Origin of the sequence: Nocardia sp. NPDC050378, from assembly GCF_040655675.1 — a bacterium.
Lineage (GTDB): Bacteria > Actinomycetota > Actinomycetes > Mycobacteriales > Mycobacteriaceae > Nocardia > Nocardia coubleae.
Genome location: NZ_JBFAKI010000014.1, coordinates 40,101 through 64,853 on the forward strand (window position 1 = coordinate 40,101; position 24,753 = coordinate 64,853).

Genomic DNA, 24,753 nt, shown 5'->3' on the forward strand with positions numbered 1-24,753 from the left:
CTATTCGGCGATGATCACCGACACTTCACCGTCCGCCGCGTCGGTCGCCTCGCCTGCCACCACGAACCAGTGGGTGACCTCGCCGTCGGCCAGGTCGTCCTCGACCGAGCCGGCGGGCAGCACCGCCAGGGCGCCCGCGGTGGCCGAGACCAGGAATTCCTGGATGGCGGCTGGGCCGGAGGCGTGGGTGGTGTAGGTGGTGCATTCGTAGTCGATGCCGTATTCGTCGCGCAGGCGTTCGGCCAGGGCGACGGCTTCGGACTGGGTGAGCACCGTCCTGGCGTCGCCCACGACCTGGACGAAGGCCGGGTGGTCTTCGGCCAGGGGCCGGACGCGGTCGGCGTAGGAGACGGGGTGTGTCGCGGCTGCGGCGATCTCGTCTTCCACGTCGGCCAGGACCAGCCATTGACCGGCCACCCCCGCGAGCGGGGCCGCGCTGATGCCGAACGCCGCACCGGCGGCGGCCAGCTCGACTCCGGTCTCCTCGCCCGCGAACAGCACCGCGGCACCGGCCTTCTGCACCGCCCAGGCGGCGAGCACCGAATCCACACCACGCGGCAGTGAGACAGCCACCACGTCGCCCGGACCGGCACCGCGCGCGATGAGCACGCGGGCCAGCTGCGAGGACTTGCGATCCAACGCGCTGTAGGCGATCTCGCTGTCACCGCGCAGCAGGGCGGGTGCCTGCGGGTCGGCTTCCACGACCTCGGCCAGCACCTTGGCCACCGTCTGCGCACCGACACCGGTCACCGAAGTGGGTGCCGAACCAGCCGCTGTCACTCCGGATTCGGCGAGCAGCTTGGCGCGTTCGGTGGCATCGAGGATGTCGATGTCACCGACCAGGCCGGTCGGGTTCTCGAGCAGTTCGTCGAGCACGCGCAGCAACCGGGCGGACAGGGTGCGGACCTCGTCCTCGGTGAAGGTGCTGCGCAGGTAGCGCATGGTGATCTCGATGGTCGACTCGGCCATCACCACCAGCGTGAGCGGGTAGTGGGTGGCGTCGTCGAGGCCGACACCGGTGACCTGCATACCGTCGATCGAGCTCGCCGCGGTGACCGCGTCCTTGTCCATGGGGTAGGACTCGAACACCAGCAGCGTGTCGAACTGCGAACCGGCACCGGCCACCCGCTGGATGTCGGACAGGCCGACGAAGTGGTGGCTGAGCAGTTCGGCCTGCTCGGACTGCACCTTCTGGGTGAGCTTCTCCGCCGTCATCCGGTCGTCGATCTGGATGCGCACCGGCAGGGTGTTGATGAACAGGCCGACCATCGACTCCACGCCGGGCAACTCGGCCGGGCGACCGGAGACGGTCGCGCCGAACACCACGTCGTCGCGGCCGGTGAGGCGCCCGACGACGATGCCCCACGCGGTCTGCAGCAGCGTGTTCACGGTGACACCGAGCTCGCCGGCGAACTTGCCGAGCGCCCGGGTGCGATCGTTGTCGATCTCGACGACGACCTTGTCGATCTCGAAGCGCTCCTCGGTGCGCGGCGGCGGCGCCAGCTGGGTGGGTCCTTCCACCCCGGCCAGCGCGTCGGCCCAGGCCCGCAGCGACACTTCGCGATCCCAGCCCGAGAGCCAGGACAGGAAGTTGCGGTAGGACGCCACGCGCGGCAGGGCGGTGAGGTCGCCGTGCACCGCGTAGAGCACGAGCAGGTCGCGCATGAGCAGCGGCATCGACCAGCCGTCGACCAGGATGTGGTGCACCGTGATCGACAGGTGCGCCTTGTCCTCGGCGGTCTTGAACAGGCCGAAGCGGATCAGCGGCGCGGTCGCCATGTCGAATTGGTCGGCCCGGTCGGCGGCGAGCAGTTGCCGCATGCGCGGCATGCGCACGTCCTCGGGCAGCTCGGTCAGGTCGACCTCACGCCACGGCACCTCCAGCTCGCCGAGCACCACCTGCACCGGCTGACCGGCCGAGTCGGTGACGAACGCGGTCCGCAGGTTCGGGTAGCGGTCGAGCACGCCCTGGGCGGCCTTGCGCAGCCGCTCGGCGTCGAGGGTGCCGGTCAGGTCGAGCACGGCCTGCACGGTGTACACGTCGACGGTCGCCGAGCTGAGCATGGCGTGGAACATCAGGCCCGCCTGCAGCGGCGAGAGCGGCCAGACCTCCGACAGCGCGGGGTAATCGCGTTCCCACACATCGAGATCGGACTGTTCGACACGCACCAGCGGCATATCGGACGGGGTGAAACCGCCCGCGTCGGACCGCCGCGCGTGCGTGGCGAGCGCGGTGAGCGCGGCCACGAACAGATCGGCGAACTCCTGTGCCCGCTCGGCGGTGAGCAGCCCGGTCGGGAAGGCGATGTTCGCGCCGAGCTGCGGGCCCTCGTCGCCGTCGTCGACGATGGCGTTGATGTCCAGCGTCGCGTTGGCGGGCATGTCGAGGTCCATCTCGGCGTCGAGCTGACCGAGGTCGGCCACCGGGATCCAACCGAGTTCGGCGAGTTCGGCGGGGATCTCGCCCGTGCCTGCCCGGCCGAGGTAGTTGAAGCTGATCTGGCCGACGCTCGGCAGATCGGCACCCTGCTCGGTCAGGTACTTGAGCATGCCGTAGCCGATGCCCTTGTCCGGCACCGCGAGCATCTGCTCCTTGACCGACTTGATCACGTCGCCGAGCACGGCACCGCCGGCGAAGGCGTCGTCGAGGTCGGCGGCCGCCAGGTCGAGCCGCACCGGGAAGGCGGTGGTGAACCAGCCGACGGTGCGCGACAGGTCGGCACCGGCGACGATCTCTTCCTGGCGGCCGTGGCCCTCCAGCTTGATCAACGCCGCGGTACCGGATTCGTCTCCGCGCCAACGGGATACGGCCAACGCCAAAGCGGTGAGCAGACCGTCGTTGACACCGCCGTGGTACAGGCCCGGGATCGCGGTGAGCACCGCGTCGGTGACCTCCGCCGACAGGGTGACCTGCACTCGGTCGACGGTCGCGAAAGTGTCGACCTTCGGATCGAACGGACGCGAACCCAGCAGCGGGTCGGGCGTGGCGGACACTTCACGCCAGAACGGCAGTTCCGTGCGACGATCCTCGGCCTGCTCGACCAGGCTGTGCGCCCAGCGCCGCATGGACGTGCCGTTGGCGGGCAGGTTCACCGGCTGACCGGCCGCGATCTGACCCCAGGCCATGCCGAGGTCCGGGATGAGGATGCGCCAGGACACACCGTCGATCACGAAGTGGTGGCCGACGATGAGCAAGGCGTCGCGGCGGCGCGGGCTCTGCGTCGGCGCGCCGAAGGCGAACCAGACGAACTGCACCATGGCGGCACCGGCCGGGTCGAGGCGGCCCATGGCCTGGTCGTACTCGGCGCTGGCCAGCGCCGACAGCTCGTCGTCGGTGACGTCACCGGACACCTCGACGCGACGCACCAGGGCGCTCACATCGACCGCGCCGGGCGCCAAAGCCTCGAACTCCCAGCCCTTCTCACCGTTGGCGACGCGCGAGCGGAGCACGTCGTGGTGATCGAAGACCGCACCGATGGTGGCGTGCAGCACCTCTTCGGAGATGTTCTCCGGCAGGCGGAGCACCATCGACTGGGAGAACCGGTCGTAGGTGGAGCCGCTGCTGAGGATCTGGCGCATGATCGGCAGCATCGGGATGTCGCCGACACCGCCGCCGGGCAGTTCCTCGAGCACGATCTGCTCGGTGTCGCCCGCGAGGACCGCGATCTCGGCCAGCCCGGCCACGCTGCGCTTCTCGAACACGTCGCGCGGCTTGAACAGCACGCCACGGTCCTTGGCTCGCGAGACCAGCTGAATGGACAGGATCGAGTCACCACCGAGGGCGAAGAACGAATCGTCCAGGCCGACCGCGTCGACACCGAGCACCTCGGCGAAGACGGCTGCGATGATCGCCTCGATATCGCTTGTCGGCGTGCGGAACTCGCGCGGGGCGAGAACCGGCTCGGGCAGGGCGCGACGATCCAGCTTGCCCGCGGGGGTCAGCGGGATCTCGTCGAGCACCATCACCGAGGCCGGCACCATGTGCGCGGGCAACTGCTGCGCCACGAACTCGACCAGGGCGGCGGGTTCGACGGCACGGCCGGGGACCGGGCGAACGTAGGACACCAGGATGGTCGCGCCCGCGTCGGTGGTGCGGCCGATGGTGGCCGCGAAATCGACGTCGTCGTGTGCGGTGAGCACGGCGTCGATCTCGCCCAGTTCGATGCGGAAGCCGCGGATCTTCACCTGGAAGTCGTTGCGGCCCACGTATTCCACGACGGACTTGCCGTTGACGGTGCGCCAGGTGACTACGTCACCGGTGCGGTAGAGGCGCGAGCCCGGTTCGCCGTAGGGGTTGGCCACGAAGCGTTCGGCGGTCAGGCCGAGGCGGTCGTGGTACCCGCGTGCCAGCGGCACGCCACCCAGGTACAGCTCGCCTGCGACGCCCTCGGGCACCGGATGCAGGCGGCTGTCGAGCACCAGCACGGTCGCGCCGGGGATCGGGCCACCGATGTTCATGGTGTCACCGGGCAGCAGCGCGTCGGACAGGTTGGTCGCGATGGTCGCCTCGGTGGGGCCGTAGGCGTTGTAGAACCGGTGGCGCGCCGGGTCGGTGCCCGCGCTGTGCCAGTTCGCCACCAGGTCGACCGGCGCCTTGTCACCACCGACGATCAGGGCTTCCAGCCCGGCCAGTGCCGACGGTTCCATCGACGCCGCGACGAGCGGGGTGAGGAACACGTGGGTCAGGCCCTGGCCGACGATGATCTCGGCCAGTTCCTCACCACCGACCACACCGACCGGCGTGATCACCAGGGTGCCCGCCGATCCGACGGCCAGCAGGAACTCGAGGATCGACGCGTCGAACGACGGCGAGGCGAACGCGAGGGTCCGCGCGTCCTTGCCGAGCCCGAACCGCGCCACCTCGGCGGCGGCGAAGTTGGCCACACCGGTGTGGGTGACGACGACGCCCTTGGGCAGACCCGTCGAACCCGAGGTGTAGATCATGTACGCCGTGTTGCCCGCGCGCACGACGCCGCGACGGTCCGCGTCGGTGATCGGCTCGGCGGACTGCTCGGCGATGCCCGCGTGCAGTGCCGCGTCGTCGAGGACCAGCCAGTCGGCCAGCGCGGGCGCGGGCAGGTGCTCGACCTCGGCCGACACCGTGATGCCGAGGGCCGCACCCGAATCCGACATCATGTGCGCGATGCGCTCGGCCGGGTACTTCGGGTCGACCGGCAGGAACGCCGCACCCGACTTGACGACCGCCCAGATAGCGAGGGTGGTCTCGAGCGAGCGCTGCATGGCGATGGCGACGACCGTCTCCGGTGCGGCGCCGCGCTCGATGAGCACCCGGGCCAGCCGCGAGGACGCGGCGTCGAGCTCGGCGTAGGTCAGCGAGCGGACATCGCCCGACTGCCCTGCCGAGAGCGCGCGGAGCAGGCCCGTGTCGACGGCCTCGCCCGGCGCGACGATCGCCTGCCCGGTCGGGTTGGTCGCCACCGCCTGCGCCAGCAGCTCGGGCAGCGTGCTCGTGGCGAGCGCGGGACCACCTGTGCGGGTGAGCAGTTCGCTGCGCTCGACGGTGTCGAGGAGTTCCAGATCGCCCACCGGGGTGGTGGTGTCGGCGACGACCTCGGCGAGCAGACGGCGGAACCGCTGCGCGAACTTCTCCACGGTCGACTGATCGAACAGCGCGGTGGCGTAGGAGAACTCGGCATAGGCACCGGCCTCGTCGCCTGCCCCGGCCTCGCGGACGGTGAGCAGCAGGTCGAACTTGGCGGTGTCGACGTCGAAGTCGACCGCCGAGACCGAAAGGCCGGGCAGTTCGAAGCCGGCGTCGGGCAGGTTCTCGAACGACAGCGCCACCTGGAACAGCGGGTGCCGCGCGGTGGAGCGCTCGGGGTTGAGCAGTTCGACCAGCCGCTCGAACGGGATGTCGGCGTGGGCGAAGGCGGCCAGGTCGGCCTCCTTGGCCTGGGCGAGCAGGTCACCGAAGCTCTGCCGGCCACCGACCTGCGTGCGCAGGGCCAGGGTGTTGACGAACATGCCGATCACGTCGTCGAGCTCGGCCTCGCCACGGCCGGCGATCGGGGTGCCGATGACGATGTCCTCGGTACCCGACAGGCGCGCCAGGAAGATCGCGAGCGCGGTGTGCACGACCATGAACAGCGTCGCGTTCTGCTCGCGGGCGATGGCGGTGAGCCCGGCGTGGACGTCGGCGTCGATCGGGAACAGCACCCGGCCACCGGCGAAGGACTGCGTGCTCGGACGCGGCCGGTCCAGCGGCAGGTTCAGCTCGTCGGGCACACCGGCCAGCGCGCGCTTCCAGTACGCGGCCTGCTGGGCGAGCAGGCTGTTCTCGTCGGTCTCCGAGCCGAGCACCTCACGCTGCCAGATGCTGAAGTCGGCGTACTGCACCGGCAGCGGCGCCCAGCCCGGCGCCTCGCCGTTGGCACGCGCGGCGTAGGCGATCATCACATCGCGGGTGAGCGGGCCCATGGACCAGCCATCCGCACTGATGTGGTGGGCGACGAACACGAGGACGTATTCGCCCGTGCCGACAGCAGAGTCGGCGTCACCGAGCGACGCGGCAGCCGCTGCCGACGCGATCGGCGAGACGACACGCATCAGCTTGGCGCGCAACGGAACTTCACCGATCACGTCGAAACCGGCCGTGATGACCTCGGCGATCTTGTCCCGGATCTGGTCCGGCGCGACATCTTCCGGCGTCAAGTCCGGCACGTTGCCCTCGACCGGCAGGATCACCTGGTGCGGTGTGCCGTTGGCCGACGGATACACCGTGCGCAGGGTCTCGTGGCGGGCGAGCACGTCGGCGACGGCCAGCTGCAACGCCTCGACATCCAGCGCGCCCGACAGGCGGACGGCCACGGGGATGTTGTTCACCGAGGAACTGGTGTCGAACTGGTTCAGGAACCACATGCGCTGCTGAGCCAGCGACAGCGGCACCTGATCCGGGCGCGGTGCGGCGACGAGCGCGCGACGGCCACCGACACCGGCACCCTGCTCGACCTTCACCGCGAGCCCCGCCACCGTCGACGCCTCGAACAGCAGGCGCACCGGCACCCGGCTGTCCAGGGCCGCGCCGAGGCGGGCCGCGACCTGGGTGGCCAGCAGCGAGTTGCCGCCGAGGGCGAAGAAGTCGTCGTCGGCACCGACCCGCTCGACGCCGAGCACATCGGCGAACACCCCGGCCACGATCTCCTCGATCGGGGTGGACGGTGCGCGGAACGCCTGTGCCTCGAACTCCGGCTCCGGCAGCGCCTTGCGGTCGAGCTTGCCGTTCACATTGAGCGGCAGCGCGTCGAGCACGACGAACGCGGCAGGCACCATGTACGACGGCAGGCTCTCGGCCAACGTCGACTTCACCTGTGCCACATCCACATCCGCACCGACCAGGTACGCGACGAGACGGTCACCGGTGCGCGGATCGGACTTGGCGATGACGGCCGCCTGCGCGATCTCCGGCAGCGCGAGCAACGCGGCCTCGATCTCACCGAGCTCGATGCGGAAGCCGCGGATCTTCACCTGGAAGTCGGTGCGGCCCCGGTAGTCGAGTTCGCCGTTGTGCCAGGCCACCAGGTCACCGGTGCGGTACATGCGGGTGCCGGTACCGAACGGGTTGGCGACGAAGCGGTCGGCGGTGAGGTCGGCGCGGCCGAAGTAGCCGCGGGCCAGCTGGGCGCCCGCGAGGTACAGCTCACCGGCGACACCGTCGGGTACCGGGCGCAGCCGCTCGTCGAGCACGTAGACCTGGCTGTTCCATTCGGGCGAACCGATGGACACCGAACCCTGGTCGGCCGCGTTCACCCGGTGCGAGGTGATCGAGACCGCGGCCTCGGTGGGGCCGTACAGGTTGAACAGCTCGGTGCGCGGGAACGCGGTGCGGAACCGCTGGGCCAGCGAACCGGGCAGCGCCTCACCGATGGCGAGGACCCGCCACAGCGAATCCGGCATGCCGGCGGCCAGCAGCGCGTCCAGCATCGACGGCACCACATGCAGCGTGGTGACCCATTCGCTGGTCATCAGCTCGTTGAGGTAGGCCGGGTCGCGATGTCCGTCGGGCGCCGCGATCACCAGGCGACCACCGCACACCGCCGCCGACCAGAACTCCCAGACCGAGAGGTCGAAGGTGGCCGCGGTCTTGAGCAGCACCGCGTCGGCGGCGTCCATGCCGAATTCGACCAGCTTCCACTGCAGCTGGTTGGCGATGGCACAGTGCGGCACCGCGACGCCCTTCGGACGACCGGTCGAACCGGACGTGAAGATCACGTACGCGGTGTTCGACGGACGCAGCGGCTCGGTGCGCTCGTCATCGGAAACCGGTGCCGCGCTGAGGTTCTCCAGGGCGAGTTCGTCGATGCGCACGACCGGTGCGGCATCGGTGGTGAACTCGTCGTTGGTGAGCACGCAGACCGGTGCCGCGGTGGTGAGGATGTAGTCGGTGCGCTCGGCCGCCTGATCGGGATCGACCGGCACGTACGCGCCACCGGACTTGGCCACCGCGTACATCGCGACGATCAGATCCACCGAGCGGCGCATGGCGAGCGCCACGCGCGCCTCCGGGCCGACACCGAGCGAGATCAGGTGGCGGGCGAGGCGGTTCACCTTCGCGTCGAGTTCGGCGTAGGTGAGCTGGTTGCCGTCGTCGGTGACCAGGGCGGTCGCCTTCGGGTCGGCGGCCACGGTGGCGTCGAGCAGCGAGACCAGGGTGGCCTCGGTGTCGACCGCGTTGGCCGTGTTGTTGCGGCCGTCGAGCAGTTCGGCGCGCTCGGCCGGGGCGAGCAGTTCGATATCGCCCACGGCGGTGCGCGGCGTGACGACGATCGCCTCGAGCAGGCGCTCGAAGCGGCGCAGGAACCCCTCGACCGTGGCGCGGTCGAACAGGTCCGTTGCGTAGGTGAGCAGACCCGAAATGCCTTCGGGCTCACCGGTTTCGTCGTAGACGTCGCTGATGATGAGGTGCAGGTCGAACTGCGACAGGTTGCTGTCGATGTCCAGGCCCGCGACCGTCAGACCCGGCAGTTCCAGGGTGGCGCGGCTGAGGTTCTGGAACGACAGACCGACCTGGAACAGCGGGTGGCGCGCGGTGGAGCGCACCGGGTTGAGCACCTCGACGAGCCGCTCGAACGGCACGTCGGCGTTGGCGAAGGCGGCGATGTCGTCCTCGCGCTGGCGGGCCAGCAGGTCGGCGAAGGCCTCACCGCTGTCGACCTTGGTGCGGAACACCAGGGTGTTGACGAACATGCCGATCATGTCGTCGAGCACGGCCTCGCCACGACCCGCCATCGGGGTGCCGATGGCGATGTCGTCGGTGCCGGACAGGCGCGCGAGCAGCACCGCGAGGGCGGTGTGCACGACCATGAACAGGGTCGCGCCCTCCCCACGGGCGAGCTCGACGAGCGCGCGGTGGGTCTCGGCGCTGATCCGCACGTCGACCTTGCTGCCCGCGAAGCTCTGCACGGCCGGACGCGGCCGGTCGGCGGGCAGGTCGAGCTGGTCGGGCAGCTCGGCGAGAGCCTGCTTCCAGTAGGCCACCTGCTTGCTGGCCATCGAGTCCGGATCGTCCTCGCTGCCGAGCAGCTCGCGCTGCCAGATGCTGTAGTCCGCGTACTGCACGGGCAGCGGCGCCCAACCGGGTTCGGACCCGGCGGCGCGGGCGGCGTAGGCCGTCATCAGGTCGCGGGTCAGCGGGGCGACCGACGAGCCGTCACCCGAGATGTGGTGCACGACCATGGCCAGCACGAAGTCGTCGCTGTTCTCGACACGGAACAGAGCGACCTTCAGCGGTACCTCGACGGTGACGTCGAAGATGGTGGCGAGCAGCTCGCCGACCGCCGTCTCCACCTCGTCGGCGGCGACGGTGCGTTCGAGCAGTTCCGGGGCGGCCTGTGCGGGCGACAGGATCACCTGTGCCGCACCGGCTTCGGTCTGCGGGTAGACCGTGCGCAGGATCTCGTGGCGGCTCACCAGGTCGAGGATCGCGGCGCGCAGCGCGGCCACATCGAGCTCGCCGGACAGGCGGACCGCGACGGGCACGTTGTAGGCCGCCGACTGGGTGTCGAAGCGGTTGAGGAACCACATCCGCTGCTGGGCCAGCGAGAGCGGGATGTGCTCCGGACGCGGACCGGCCTTCAGCGCCTTGCGGTCACCGGTCTCGGCATGCTGCTCGATGCGGTGCGCCAGCGCCGACACGGTCGACGCCTCGAACAGCAGCCGCACCGGGATGCGGGTGTCGAGGGCCTCGCCGAGGCGGGCGGCGACCTGCGTGGCCAGCAGCGAGTTACCGCCCCAGGCGAAGAAGTCGTCGTCCAGGCCGAACCGCTTGTCGTCACCCAGGCGCAAGACCTCGGCGAAGGTGGCGGCCACGAGCTGTTCGCTCGGGCTCACCGGTGCGCGGAACACGGCCTTCTCGACCTCGGGCTCCGGCAGCGCCTTGCGATCGAGCTTGCCGTTGGCGTTCAGCGGCAGGGCGTCGAGCTGCAGGAACACGGTCGGAACCATGTAGGACGGCAGCTCGTCGGCCAGTGCGTTACGCAGCGCGACCTTGTCGATCTCGCCCGCGTCGGCCACGACGTAGGCGACGAGTCGATCGCCGACCACCGGATCGGTGTGGGCGAGCACGGCCGCCGCGGAGATGGTGTGCTGACGCAGCAGCGCCGCCTCGATCTCACCGAGTTCGATACGGAAGCCGCGGATCTTCACCTGGAAGTCGGTGCGGCCCCGGTAGTCGAGTTCACCGTCGACGTTCCAGGCCACCAGGTCGCCGGTGCGGTACATGCGCTCGCCGGTGGTGGAGAACGGGTCGGCGACGAAGCGGTCGGCGGTCAGGTCGGCGCGACCGTAGTAGCCGCGCGCCAGCTGGGCACCGGCGAGATACAGCTCACCGGAGACACCGACCGGAACCGGGCGCAGACGCGAATCCAGCACGTAGACACGGCTGTTCCACTCCGGGCCACCGATCGACACCGACACCTGGTCGGCATCGGTCACCGCGTGACTGGTGATCGAGACCGCGGCCTCGGTGGGGCCGTACAGGTTGAACAGCGCGGCCGTGTTGGCGGTGCGGAAGCGCTGCGCGGTCGCGGCGGGCAGCGCCTCACCGATCGCGAGCACCCGGCGCAGCGTGCGCGGCAGGGCGGCACCGGACTCGGTGAGCAACGCGTCGAGCATCGAGGGCACCACATGCAGCGTGGTGACACCGGTGGACCGCATCAGGTCGTTGAGGTACGCCGGGTCGCGGTGTCCGTCGGCGGTCGCGACCACCAGGCGGGCACCGGCGACGGCGGCGGTCCAGAACTCCCAGACCGACAGGTCGAAGGTGGCCGCGGTCTTGAGCAGCACCGCGTCGTCGGCGCCGATGCCGAATTCGGCTGTCTCCCACAGCAACTGGTTGACGATCGCGCCGTGCGAGACCGCGACACCCTTGGGCTTACCGGTGGAGCCGGAGGTGAAGATGATGTACGCGGTGTTCGCGGGCACGAGCGAACGCCCGGTGATCGCCTCGGCGCTCACCGCGCTCAGGTCGAGGTCGTCAAGGACGACCACTTCGGCCGCCGCCGTGGTGAATTCGGCACTCGCCGTGGTCAGCACGACAGCCGGTGCGGCGGTTTCCAGGATGTAGTCGGTGCGCTCGGCGGGCTGATCAGGGTCGATCGGCACGTAGGCCGCGCCCGTGCGGGCCACCGCGTACATCGCGATGATCAGCTCGGCGGAGCGGCGGATGGCCAGGGCCACCCGATCCTCGGCGCCGATCCCGCGCTCGATCAGGTACCGCGCGAGACGGTTCACCTCGGCGTCGAGCTCGGCGTACGTCAGCGTCGTGAAGCCTTCGGATCCCGCCTCGTCCACGACCAAGGCGGTCGCGTCGGGGGTCGCCGCCACGGTGGCGTCGAGCAGCGACACCAGGGTGGCGTCGGTGTCGACCGGGTGCGCGGTGTCGTTCCACGCGGTGACGATCCGCTCGGCCTCCGGCTCGGCGAGCAGGTCGATGTCGCCGACCGGGACGCTCGCGTCGGCGGTCACCGCGTCGAGCACCCGCACGAAACGGTCGGCGAAGCTCTGCACCGTCGACTCGTCGAACAGGTCGATGGCGTAACCGAATTCGGTGACCAGCTGGGCCGGTGCGCCGTCGTCGGTGTAGCGGTCGTACAGGGTGACGTGCAGGTCGGTCTTGGCCAGCTGCGAGTCGTAGTCGACCGGGCTCACCGTGAGACCGGGGAGTTCGAAGGTGGTCTCGGCCAGGTTCTGGAACGACAGACCGATCTGGAACAGCGGGTTGCGCGCGGTGGAACGCACCGGGTTGAGCACCTCGACGAGGCGCTCGAACGGCACGTCGGCGTTGGCGAAGGCTTCCAGGTCGCGTTCGCGCACGTCGGCGAGCAGCTCGGCGAAGGAGGCGCCGGAGTCGACGGCGGTGCGGAACACGAGGGTGTTGACGAACATGCCGATCAGGTCGTCGAGTTCACGCTCGCCACGACCCGCGATGGGGGTGCCGACGGCGATGTCGTCGGTGCCCGACAGGCGCGCGAGCAGCACCGCGAGCGCGGCGTGCACGACCATGAACAGCGAGGCGTTGTTGGCGCGGGCCAGGTTGTGCAGGGCGGCGTGCCGGTCGGGGTCGATCTCGAAGCGGATCGCCTTGCCCTGGAACGACTGCGCGGGCGGGCGCGGCCGGTCGGCGGGCAGTTCGAGCTGGTCGGGCAGGCCGGCCAGCGCCTCGGTCCAGTACGCCACCTGCTTGGCGGCCAGCGATTCCGGATCGGATTCGTCGCCGAGCACCTCGCGCTGCCACAGCGCGTAGTCGGCGTACTGCACGGGCAGCGGCGCCCACTGCGGCGCCTCACCCTGGGCGCGGGCCACGTAGGCGGCCATGATGTCACGCGCCAGCGGGCCCATGGAGGAACCGTCGGCGGAGACGTGGTGCACGGTGAAGGCGAGCACGTAGTCGGTCTCGCTCAGTTCGAACAGCGCGACGGCGAGCGGCACTTCCCGGGTGACATCGAACGTCGTCATTGCGAATTCGACGACCGCGCCGAGCAATTCGGACTCGTCGACCTCGATGTGGTGCACCTGCGCGCTGATCTGCGAGTTCGGCAGGATCACCTGGCGTGGGCCGTCGGGCGATGCCGGGTAGACGGTGCGCAGCATCTCGTGACGGGCGAACACGTCGCCGATGGCCTGCTCGAGCGCGGACACGTCGAGGTCGCCGGTGAGGCGGACCGCCAGCGGGATGTTGTCCACCGCGGAGGTGGAGGTGTCGAACTGGTTGAGGAACCAGTACCGCTGCTGGGCAGGCGAGAGCGGGATGACCTCGGGCCGCTCCCCCGCTTTCAGGCGCGGGCGGGCACGGCCGGAACCGGCGTTGTGCTCGGCGCGGGCGGCCAGCGCCGACACGGTCGAGGCCTCGAACAGGTCGCGGACCGCGAGCTGGGTGTCCAGGGCGGCGCCGATGCGGGCGGTGACCTGGGTGGCCAGCAGCGAGTTGCCGCCGAGTTCGAAGAAGTCGTCGTCGGCACCCACGCGGGTCACGCCGAGCACGTCGCCGAAGGTGCCCGCCACGATCTCCTCGATCGGGGTCGAGGGGGCGCGGAACACCTTCGTCTCGAACACCGGCGCGGGCAGCGCCTTGCGGTCGAGCTTGCCGGAGGCGTTGAGCGGGAAGGCGTCCAGGATCACGAACGCCGTCGGCACCATGTACGCGGGCAGGGCGCTGGCGAGTTCGGCGCGCACCGCGTCAATGTCGACAGTGGAACCGGCCGACGGGATCAGGTAGCCGACGAGCTGGTCGCCGAGGCGTTCGTCGCCACGGACCACGACCACCGACTGGGCGATCTCGGGCAGTGCGGTGAGCGCGGACTCGATCTCGCCGAGTTCGATGCGCAGACCGCGCAGCTTCACCTGGAAGTCGGTGCGGCCCAGGTACTCCAGCTCGCCTTGCGCGGTCCAGGTGACGAGGTCACCGGTGCGGTACATGCGAGCGCCGTCGGTGCCGAACGGGTCGGCGACGAAGCGGTCGGCGGTGAGATCGGGGCGGTTCACGTAGCCGCGAGCCAGTTGCACACCGGCCAGGTACAGCTCACCCGCGACACCGACCGGGACCGGGTGCAGGCGCGAATCCAGCACATACACCTGGGTGTTGAACACCGGCGCACCGATCGGCACCGAGGTGGTGTCGGCGTCGGTGACCTCGTGGAAGGTGACGTCGACGGCGGCCTCGGTCGGGCCGTACAGGTTGTGCACGGCCGCGCCGGTGAGGGCGCGCATCCGCTGGGCGGTCGGCGCTGGCAGCGCCTCACCGGAGGCGAAGACCAGGCGCAGGCTGTCGGCGCGGCCGTCGTCGGAGGCGAGTTCGGCCACGAACACCGACATCATCGACGGCACGAAGTGCGCGGTGGTGACGCTCTCGGCCGCGATGAGTTCGGCCAGGTAGGCCGGATCACGATGACCGTCCGGCTTAGCCACGACCAAGCGCGCACCGATCTGCAAGGGCCAGAAGAACTCCCACACCGACACATCGAAGGTAGCGGGCGTCTTCTGCAGCACCACGTCGTCGGCGGTCAGGCCGTACTGCTCCTGCATCCACACCAGACGGTTCACGATCGCGGCGTGGCTCACCGCCACACCCTTCGGACGACCCGTCGATCCGGAGGTGAAGATCACGTACGCGGTGTTCGACGGACGCAGCGGCGCGATCCGCTCGGCATCGGTGACCGGTGCGTCGGAGTAGCCGGCCAGGTCGAGGCTGTCGATGTGCAGCGCGGTGGTCGAGCCCGCGTCGAATTCGTCACGGGCCGTGGTCAATACGCACACCGGTGCCGCGGTCTCGAGCACGTAGTGGGTGCGCTCGGCCGGGTGGTCGGGGTCGAGCGGCACGTAGGCGCCGCCGGCCACGCTCACCGCGTACATGCCGATCACCAGGTCGAGCGAGCGGCGCATGCCGAGCGCGACCATGGTGTCCGGGCCGACGCCCTGGGCGATCAGGTGGCGGGCCAGGCGGTTCACCCGGGCGGTGAACCCGGCGTAGGACAGAGTTGTCCCCTCGAACGTGAGGGCCGGTGTGTTCGCGCTGGTCGCGGCCTGTGCCTGGAACATCGACACCAGGGTCGCGGCCTGGTCGACCGGGTGCGCGGTGGCATTCCAGTCGGCGACGACCTGGCGCTTTTCGACCGGTGCCAGCAGCTCCACGTCACCGATCGGGCGGGTCGGCTCGGCGACGACCGACGACAGCATCCGCACCAGGCGCTTGGCCAGGGCCGCGATGGTGTCGGCGTCGAACATGTCGGTCGCGTAGGCGAACTCGGCGGTCATGCCGTCGGCGGAACCGTCGGCGCGGTAGCGGTCGGTCAGGTTCAGGTGCAGATCGAACTTGGCCGTGACCACGTCCAGCGGGACGCCCGCGACCTCGAGGCCGGGCAGTTCGAACGAGGCCTCGCCGGTGTTCTGGAACGACAGCATCACCTGGAACAGCGGGTGGCGCGCCTGCGAACGGGCCGGGTTGAGGATTTCGACGAGCCGCTCGAACGGCAGGTCGGCGTGGCCGAAGGCGGCCAGGTCGTGCTCCCGCGTGGCGGCGAGCAGCTCGGCGAACGACTGCGCCGGGTCGACCGTGCTGCGCAGCACGAGGGTGTTGACGAACATGCCGATGGCGTCGTCGAGCACCGCTTCACCACGGCCGGCCACAGCGGTGCCGATGGCGATGTCGTCGCTGTTGGACAGGCGCGCGAGCAGGGCGGCGAACGCGGCGTGCACCACCATGAACAGGCTGGCGCCGTGTTCGCGGGCCAGCGCGTTGAGGCTGTGCGTCAGCGCCGGGTCGAGCGAGAACTCGTGCACCCCACCGCGGTTGGAGGCCACGGCCGGACGCGGGCGGTCGCTCGGCAGATCCAGCTGGTCGGGCAGCCCGGCGAGCGTGTTCGACCAGTAGGCCACCTGCTGGGCGATCATCGACGACGCGTCCGACTCGGAGCCGAGGGTTTCGCGCTGCCACAGCGCGAAGTCGGCGTACTGCACGGGCAGCGGCGCCCAGCCCGGTGCCTCGCCGCGCGAGCGGGCGGCGTAGGCGATCATCACGTCGCGGGCCAGCGGACGCACCGACCAGCCGTCGCCGGAGATGTGGTGCACCACGAAGACGAGCACGTGGGTGTCGGGGTGTGAGCCGTCCATGGAACCGGCCACGCGCAGCAGTTCGGCGCGCACCGGGACCTGTGCGGTCACGTCGAAACCGGCGAGCACGAGTTCGCTGATGCGGTCGCGGATCTCGTCCTCGCCGATGGTGATCGGGTCGATCGTGATCGGCACCTGGGCCGCGGGCAGGACGACCTGCACGCCCTGGCCGTCGGCGGTTTCCGGGTACACGGTGCGCAGCACTTCGTGCCGCTCGACCACGTCGGCCACGGCCTGGCGCAGCGCGTCGACGTCGAGGTCACCGGTCAGGCGGACAGCGAGCGGGATGTTGTTGACGCCGGTGGCGCTGTCGAACCGGTTGAGGAACCACATGCGCTGCTGGGCGAGCGAGAGCGGCACCTGCTCCGGGCGCGGCCCGGCGACGAGCTCGCGGCGGCTGCCGCTGCCCGCGTGGGTTTCCACCTTGGCGGCCAGCGCCGAGACCGACGGCGCTTCGAACAGCACCCGAACCGGAACCCGGGTGTCGAGTGCGGCGCCGAGGCGGGCGACGACCTGGGTGGCGATGAGCGAGTTGCCGCCGAGGTCGAAGAAGTCGTCGTCGCGGCCGACCGGCTGGTCTTCCGACAGGCCGAGCACCTCGGCGAAGGTGGCGGCGACGATCTCCTCGATCGGGGTGCTCGGCGCGCGGAACTCGCGGGCCTCGAACACCGGGTCGGGCAGGGCGCGGCGGTCGAGCTTGCCGTTGGCGCTCAGTGGCATCTCGTCGAGCACGACGAACGCGGCCGGAACCATGTACGACGGCAGTTGCGCACCGAGATGCGCACGCAGCGTTTCGGTTTCGACGGTCGCACCCGCCGAGGGCACGACGTAGCCGACCAGCTGATCGCCGGTGCGCGCGTCCGAACGCACGATCACCACGGCCTGGCCGACGGTGGGGTGCGCGGTGAGCGCGGCCTCGATCTCGCCGAGCTCGATGCGCAGACCGCGCAGCTTCACCTGGAAGTCGGTGCGGCCGAGGTAGGTGATCACGCCGTGCTCGTCGCGACGCACGAGGTCGCCCGTGCGGTACATGCGGGCGCCGTCGTCACCGAACGGGTCGGCGACGAAGCGGTCGGCGGTGAGGTCGGGGCGGCCGAAGTAGCCGCGCGCCAGCTGGGAACCGGCCAGGTACAGCTCACCCGCGACCCCGGCCGGGACCGGGTGCAGGCGGGCGTCGAGCACGTAGGCCTCGGCGTTCCAGACCGGCGCGCCGATCGGGACGGCGCCGTCGACCTGGTCGGCGACCGGGCCGTGCGTGGCGTGCACGGTGAACTCGGTGGGGCCGTACAGGTTGAACAGTTCGGCGTCGCTCACCCGCCGCAGCGCGGCCACGGCGTCACCGGTGAAGGCCTCACCGGCGATCAGCAGGGCACGCAGTGAGGACAGAGCGCCGCCCTCGACCGCAGCCGCATCGATGCTGCCCGCGAAGACGGTGAGCATCGACGGGACGAACGAGGTCATCGTGACCCGTTGCGCTGCAATGACATCGGCGAGGTACTGCGGGTCGCGGTGCCCGTCGGGGCTCGCGACGACCAAGCTGCCACCGGTGCTCAGCGGGCCGAACAGCTCCCACACCGACACGTCGAAGGTGGCGGGCGTCTTGAACAGCACCACGTCGTCGGCACAGATGCCGTATTCCGCGGTGATCCAACGGATCTGGTTCACCACCGCCGAGTGCGGCACCGCCACACCCTTCGGGCGACCGGTGGAACCGGAGGTGAAGATGACGTAGGCCGGGTGCTGCGGGCGCAGCGGTGCGATGCGTTCGGCATCGGTGACCGGGGTGTCGGAGTAGGCGGACAGGTCGATCGCGTCGATGACCAGTGTGGTCGGCTCGTCGACGGCGAAACCGTCGCGGGTCGTGGTCAGGACGACGACGGGATCGGCGGTTTCGAGCACGTAGGCGATGCGGTCGGCGGGCTGGTCCAAGTCGAGCGGGACGTAGCCGCCGCCTGCTTCCTGCACCGCGTACGCCGCGACCACGAGGTCGATGCCGCGGCGCAGGCCGAGGGCGACCAGCTTCTCCGGGCCGACACCGGCCTCGATCAGGCGGTGCGCCAAACGGTGTACGCGCGAGGCGAATTCGGCGTAGGTGAGGGTTTCGCCGGTGGCCGGGTCGATGAGGGCGACCGCGTTCGGGGTGGCCGTTGCCTGGCGGGCGAACTCGTCGACGAGGGTGCCCGCGCCGGGCAGCTCGTGGGCGGTGTCGTTCCAGCCGCGAACGGCCAGCTGCACCTCGGCGGCATCCAGCAGTGGGATGTCGCCCACGGCGCGGTTCGGGGTGGCCGCGATGGCATTGAGCAGGCGGGTGAAGCGGGCGCCGAAGCGGTTCATGGTCGACGCGTCGAACAGGTCGGTCGCGTAGATCAGCTCGGCGACCATGCCGGCGGTGTCACCGGGCTTCTCGGTGAGCACCACCTGCAGGTCGAACTTGGCGACGTCGATCGGCAGGTCGACACCGCTGGCGGTGAGGCCGGGCAGTTCGAGGCTGGTCTGGCCGGTGTTCTGGAAGGCCAGCATCACCTGGAACATCGGGTGGCGCGCCTGCGAGCGGGCCGGGTTGATGATCTCGACCAACCGCTCGAACGGCAGATCGGCGTGGCCGAACGACGCGATGTCGCTCGTGCGCACCTGGGCGAGCAACTCGCTGAAGCTCGCCGCCCCGTCGACCTCGGTGCGCAGCACGAGGGTGTTGACGAACATGCCGATCAGGTCGTCGAGCGCGCGTTCACCACGGCCCGCGATGGGCGTGCCGATGGCGATGTCGGACTCACCGGACAGGCGTGCGAGCAGCAGGGCCAGGGCCGCGTGCGTGACCATGAACAGAGTGGCGCCACGGGTGCGGGCCAGCGCGGCCAGCGCGGCGTGGGTGCGGGCGTCGATCTCGAAGGTGTGGGTGGCGCCGCGACCGCTGGCGACGGCCGGACGTGGCCGGTCGGCGGGCAGGTCGAGCTGCTCGGGCAGGCCGCGCAGGTGCTCGCTCCAGAACGAGATCTGCTTGGCGATCACCGATGCGGCGTCGTCCTCGTCGCCGAGCACGGCACGCTGCCAGAGCGCGAAGTCGGCGTACTGGACCTCGAGGGGTCGCCAGGCCGGTTCGGCGCCTTCCACGCGGGCGCTGTAGGCGGTCATCACGTCGCGGGTGAGCGGGCCCATGGAGAAGCCGTCGGCCGAGATGTGGTGCACCACGAGGGCGAGCACGTGTTCGGTGGGGCTCACCTCGAACAGGGCGGCGCGGAACGGCACCTCGGCGGTGACGTCGAACGCGGTCAGCACCAGCTGCGAAAGACGCTGCGGCAGTTCGGCTTCGGTGGTCTCGATCGGGGCGAGGTCGGGGATGACCTTGCCGGTCGCGACGATCACCTGGTGGGCGGCGCCATCGGCCTCCGGGTAGTAAGTGCGCAGCGACTCGTGGCGGGCGAGCACGTCGGCCACGGCCACCTGCAGTGCCTGGCGGTCGAGCAGACCGGACAGGCGAACGGCGGCGGGGATGTTGTCGACGGCCGACTCGGGGTCGAAGCGGTTGAGGAACCACATGCGCTGCTGGGCCAGCGACAGCGGCACCCGCGCGGGGCGCTGCTGCGGAACCAGCGGCGCGCGCCGCTCGTCACCGGAATGCGTCTCGGCCCGCGCGGCCAGCGCGGCGACCGTGGACGCCTCGAACAGTTCGCGCACGCCGATATCGGATTCCAGGGCGGCCGACAGGCGCGCGGCGACCTGGGTGGCGGTCAGCGAGTTGCCGCCGAGGGCGAAGAAGTCGTCGTCGAGGCCCACCCGGTCCAGGCCGAGCACATCGGCGAAGGTGGCGGCGACGATCTCCTCGACCGGCGTGGTCGGCGCGCGGAACACCGCGGCCTCGAACACCGGGGCGGGCAGGGCCTTGCGGTCGAGCTTGCCGGAGGCGTTGAGCGGGAACTCGTCGAGGACGATGATCACCGACGGCACCATGTAGGCGGGCAGGTTGTTGCCCAGTTCCTCGCGGGCGTCCTCGATGTCGACCGTGCGGCCGACGGCGGGGATGACGTAGGCGACCAGCTGGTCGCCGGTGTGCTGGTCGCTGCGGACCACCACGACCGACTGGGCGACCTCGTCGAGGCCGGTGAGGGCCGACTCGATCTCGCCGAGCTCGATGCGCAGACCGCGCAGCTTCACCTGGAAGTCGGTGCGGCCCAGGTACTCCAGCTCGCCTTGCTCGGTCCAGGTGACGAGGTCACCGGTGCGGTACATGCGCTCGCCGTTCGCACCGAACGGATTCGCGACGAAGCGGTCGGCGGTGAGGTCGGGGCGGGCGACATAGCCGCGGGCCAGCTGGGTGCCCGCGAGGTAGAGCTCACCCGCTACACCGACCGGGACGGGCCGCAGGCGCGCGTCGAGGACGTAGACCTCGGTGTTGAACACCGGGGCGCCGATCGGCACGGTGTCGGTGTCGGTGTCGACGACCTCGTGGAAGGTGACGTCGACCGCGGCCTCGGTGGGGCCGTACAGGTTGTGCAGCGCCGCACCGGTGAGCTCGCGCAGGCGGTGCGCGGGCTTGGGCGGCAGCGCCTCACCGGAGGCGAACACCAAGCGCAGCGAATCACACTGCGCGGCAGCGGCATCGGCGACGAACACAGCGAGCATCGACGGCACGAAGTGGGTGACGGTGACGCCTTCGGCCGCGATGATCTCGGCCAGGTAGGCGGGATCACGATGACCGTCCGGCTTGGCAACGACCAGGCGCGCACCGATCTGCAAGGGCCAGAAGAACTCCCACACCGACACGTCGAACGTGGCGGGCGTCTTCTGCAGGACGACATCGGCCTCGGTCAGGCCGTACTGCGTCTGCATCCACACGAGGCGGTTGACGATCGCGCCGTGGCCGACGGCAACACCCTTCGGGCGGCCCGTCGAACCGGAGGTGAAGATCACGTACGCGGTGTTCGACGGACGCAGCGGGGAGGTGCGTTCGGCGTCGGTGAGGCGGGTGTCGGCGTAACCGGACAGGTCGAGCAGGTCGATGCGGACCTGCGCGGTGTCGATCTCCAGATCGGTGCCCGAGGTGAGCACACACACCGGGTCCGCCGTCGCCAGAATGTATTCCGTGCGCTCGGCCGGATGATCGGGGTCCAGCGGCACATAGGCGCCACCGGCCACGCTCACCGCGTACATGCCGACAACCAGGTCCAGCGAGCGGCGCATGCCGAGGGCCACATAGGTTTCCGGGCCGACACCACGATCCACGAGCCAGCGGGCCAGGCGATACACCTGTGCCGCGAACTCGGCGTAGGACAGACTCGTCCCCTCGAAGGTGAGGGCGGTGGCCTGCGGGGTACGGGCCAGCTGCTGCTCGAACATCGAGACCAGGGTGGCGCGCTGATCCACCTCGTGCGCGGTGGCGTTCCAGTCGCGCACGACGAGTGCGCGTTCGGCGGCGTCGAGCAGTTCGATATCGCCAACGGCCACCGTCGGTTCGGCGGTGATCGCGGTGAGCACCCGGATCAGGCGCTCGGCGATGCGGTGCACGGTCGCGGCGTCGAACAGGTCGCTCAGGTAGCCGGCGCGGATGCGCAGCTGGGTGTCGAGCTGAGCGATGAGCGAGAGCGGGTAGTGGGTGGCGTCGGCGGCGTCCAGGCCGGTGACGGCCATGCCGTCGATGTCGGCGGCCTGGGCCTTGATGCCCTCGGCGTCGACCGGGTAGGACTCGAAGACCACCAGCGAGTCGAACAGGCCACCGATCCCGGCGGCCGACTGGATCTCGGCCAGGCCGATGTAGTGGTGGTCGAGCAGGTCGGCCTGCTCGCCCTGGGTGCGGGTCAGCACGTCGCGCACCGATTCGGCGGCGTCGAAGCGGACGCGCACCGGCACGGTGTTGATGAACAGGCCGACCATGGATTCCACGCCCGACAGCTGCGCGGGGCGGCCGGAGACGGTGGTGCCGAAGAGCACGTCGTCGCGACCGGTCATCCGGCCGAGCACGATCGACCAGGCCACCTGCAGCACGGTGTTCGGGGTGACGCCGAGGTCGGCGGCCAGCGCGACCAGGCGGCCGGTGGTGATCTCGTCCAGATCGAACAGGTACTCGTCCGACAGGGCGGTGATCTCGCGGCTCGCGTCCGGGCGGGCGAGCAGCGTGGGCTCGGTGACCCCACGCAGCGCATCGGACCAGACGGCCACGGAAGCCGAATGATCCTGCTGGGCGACCCATTCCAGGAAGTGACGGTAGGAGCGGACGGCGGGCAGCGCGCTCGCGTCACCGTGCAGGGCGTAGAGCGCGAGCAGGTCGCGCATCACCAGCGGCATCGACCAGCCGTCGAGCAGGATGTGGTGGTTGGCCACCACGAAACGCCATTCGTGCTCGCCCACCTGGATCAGGGTGAAGCGGATGAGCGGCGGCTCGGCCAGGTCGAAGCGGGCGTTGCGGTCGGCCTCGACGAGGTCGGCGAACTCGCCCGTTTCGGTGCGGTCGTGTTCGGCCCAGACCACGCGGGCGTTGTCGAGGACGATCTGGACGGCGTTGCCGTCGTGATCGGTGACGAACGCGGTGCGCAGGGTCTCGTGCCGGTCGAGCAGTGCCTGGGCAGCGGCGCGCAGACGGGTGGCGTCGACATGACCGGTGAGTGTGAGCACGGCCTGGGCGGTGTAGACGTCGACCGAGCTCGCGGCGAGGCGGGCGTGGAAGAACAGGCCGGCCTGCAGCGCGGCCAGCGGCCACACCTGGGTCAGCTCGGGGTAGCGGCGCTCCCAGACGTCGATGTCGCGCTGGGTGGCGCGCACGAGCGCGAAGTCGGACGGCGTATGGCCGCCCGCGTCGGCGGAATTGGCATGCCGGGCAACGGCTTCCAGGGCAGTGACCCACAGGTCGGCGAATTCGCGGACCTCGGCCTCGCCCAGCAGGGTGCTCGGGTAACCGATATTGGCGCTGAGCTTGTCGCCGACGACGATCGCGTTGACATCGAGCGGTGCCATGGCGGGCATGTCGGCGTCGTAGGCACCGCCGAGGGAGGCCAGCTCCGCGGCCGGGATCCAGCCGAAACCGCGCAGCGCGTCGGGGACATCGCTGTCGGCGACCCGGCCGAGGTAGTTGAAGCTGATCTGGCCGGGCAGCTCGGTGGGCAGTTCGGCGGCGGTGTCGGCGTTCATGTACCGCAGCAGGCCGTACCCGATGCCCTTGTCGGGCACCGAGAGCAGCTGTTCCTTGACCGCCTTCACGGCTTGGCCGATCGCCGGACCACCGGCCAGGGCGGCGTCGAGATCGATGCCGGTCAGGTCCAGACGCACCGGGAAGATCGCGGTGAACCAGCCGACCGTGCGGGACAGGTCGGCGCCGGGCGCGACCTCTTCCTCGCGACCGTGGCCTTCCAGGCGAACCAGCAGGGCGTCGTTCGAGTCGTCCGACTTGCCCGCGACGCGACGGGTGCGCCACTTGGCGGCGGCCAGGGCGAGCGCGGTGAGCAGACCGTCGTTCACGCCGCCGTGGAACAGGGCGGGCACGGTGGTGAGCAGGGCCTTGGTGACCTCGGCGGACACCTCGACCGGCAGCTTCTCGATCACACCGGAGACGTCGACGGCCGGGTTCATCGGCCGCTCGGTGAGCAGCGGGTCCGGTGTTTCGACGACCTCACGCCAGAAGTCGAGCTCGGCGAGGCGGTCGGGGTTGCGTGCCTCGTCGGCCAGGGCGTGCGCCCAGGCGCGCATGGACGTGGCGGGGGCGACCAGCTCCGGTTGCTGGCCCGAGGACAGCTGACCCCAGGCGGAGACGAAGTCGGGCACCAGGATTCGCCACGACACACCGTCGACGACGAGGTGGTGGGCCACCACGATCAGTCGACCCGCACGGCGCGCGGACCTGTTCCCGGCGTCGGCGGACGAGGTTGCGCCACCAGCCGACGCGGTGCCGGGCAGCGAGATGGTCGGGGTGACCGGCTCGGTGGGTTCGAGCCACACGAAACGCACCACGACACCGGCGGCCGGGTCGAGCCGGTCCAGACTGGAGTCCAATGCGGCCGAGGCGATCTCGAACAGTTCGGCGTCGGAGACGTTCGGGTCGAAGGTGGTGTGGTCGATCAGGGTGTCGGCGTCCACGCTGCCCGCGGGGGCGGTGGTGACGACCCAGCGGCCGTCGACCTGGTGCAGACGCGAGCGCAGCATGTCGTGGCGGTCGACGACCGCGCCGACGGTGGCCGCGATCCCCGCCCGGTCGATGCCGACGGGCAGTTCCAGGGCCATGGTCTGGTTGAACCGGTCGAAGGAACCGGAGCGCTCGGCCATGAACCGCACCACCGGGGTCAGCGGCATCTCACCGACACCGCCACCGGGCAGCTCCGCCAGCGTCACGGCGGAAGCCGCAGCGACATCGGCGGTTTCGGCGACCGAGGCCAGACCGGCGACGGTGCGCTGTTCGAACACGTGGCGCGGGGTGAACAGCACGCCACGGGCCTTGGCCCGGGAGACGAGCTGGATGGAGACGATCGAGTCACCGCCGAGGGCGAAGAACGAGTCGTCGACACCGACGCGCTCCACACCGAGGACCTCGGCGAACACCTCGGCGATGGTCTGCTCGACCGGGGTGCGCGCGGCCCGGAAGGAGACCTCGGTGGCGAACACCGGCTCCGGCAGGGCCTTGCGGTCGAGCTTGCCGACCGGGGTGAGCGG

At 70.3% G+C, this 24,753-nt stretch carries 1 protein-coding gene (cut by a window edge); it reads right to left on the reverse strand.

Annotated elements, in window-relative coordinates; all coding sequences use genetic code 11:
* On the reverse strand, positions 1–24,753 hold the 3' portion of the coding sequence (locus AB0I35_RS25295; protein ID WP_357398769.1) for a non-ribosomal peptide synthase/polyketide synthase. 19,242 nt of this gene lie beyond the right edge of the window; 24,753 of the gene's 43,995 nt are visible here — the last part of the coding sequence; its start codon lies off the right edge, out of view — the gene reads right to left on this strand; the stop codon is at positions 1–3.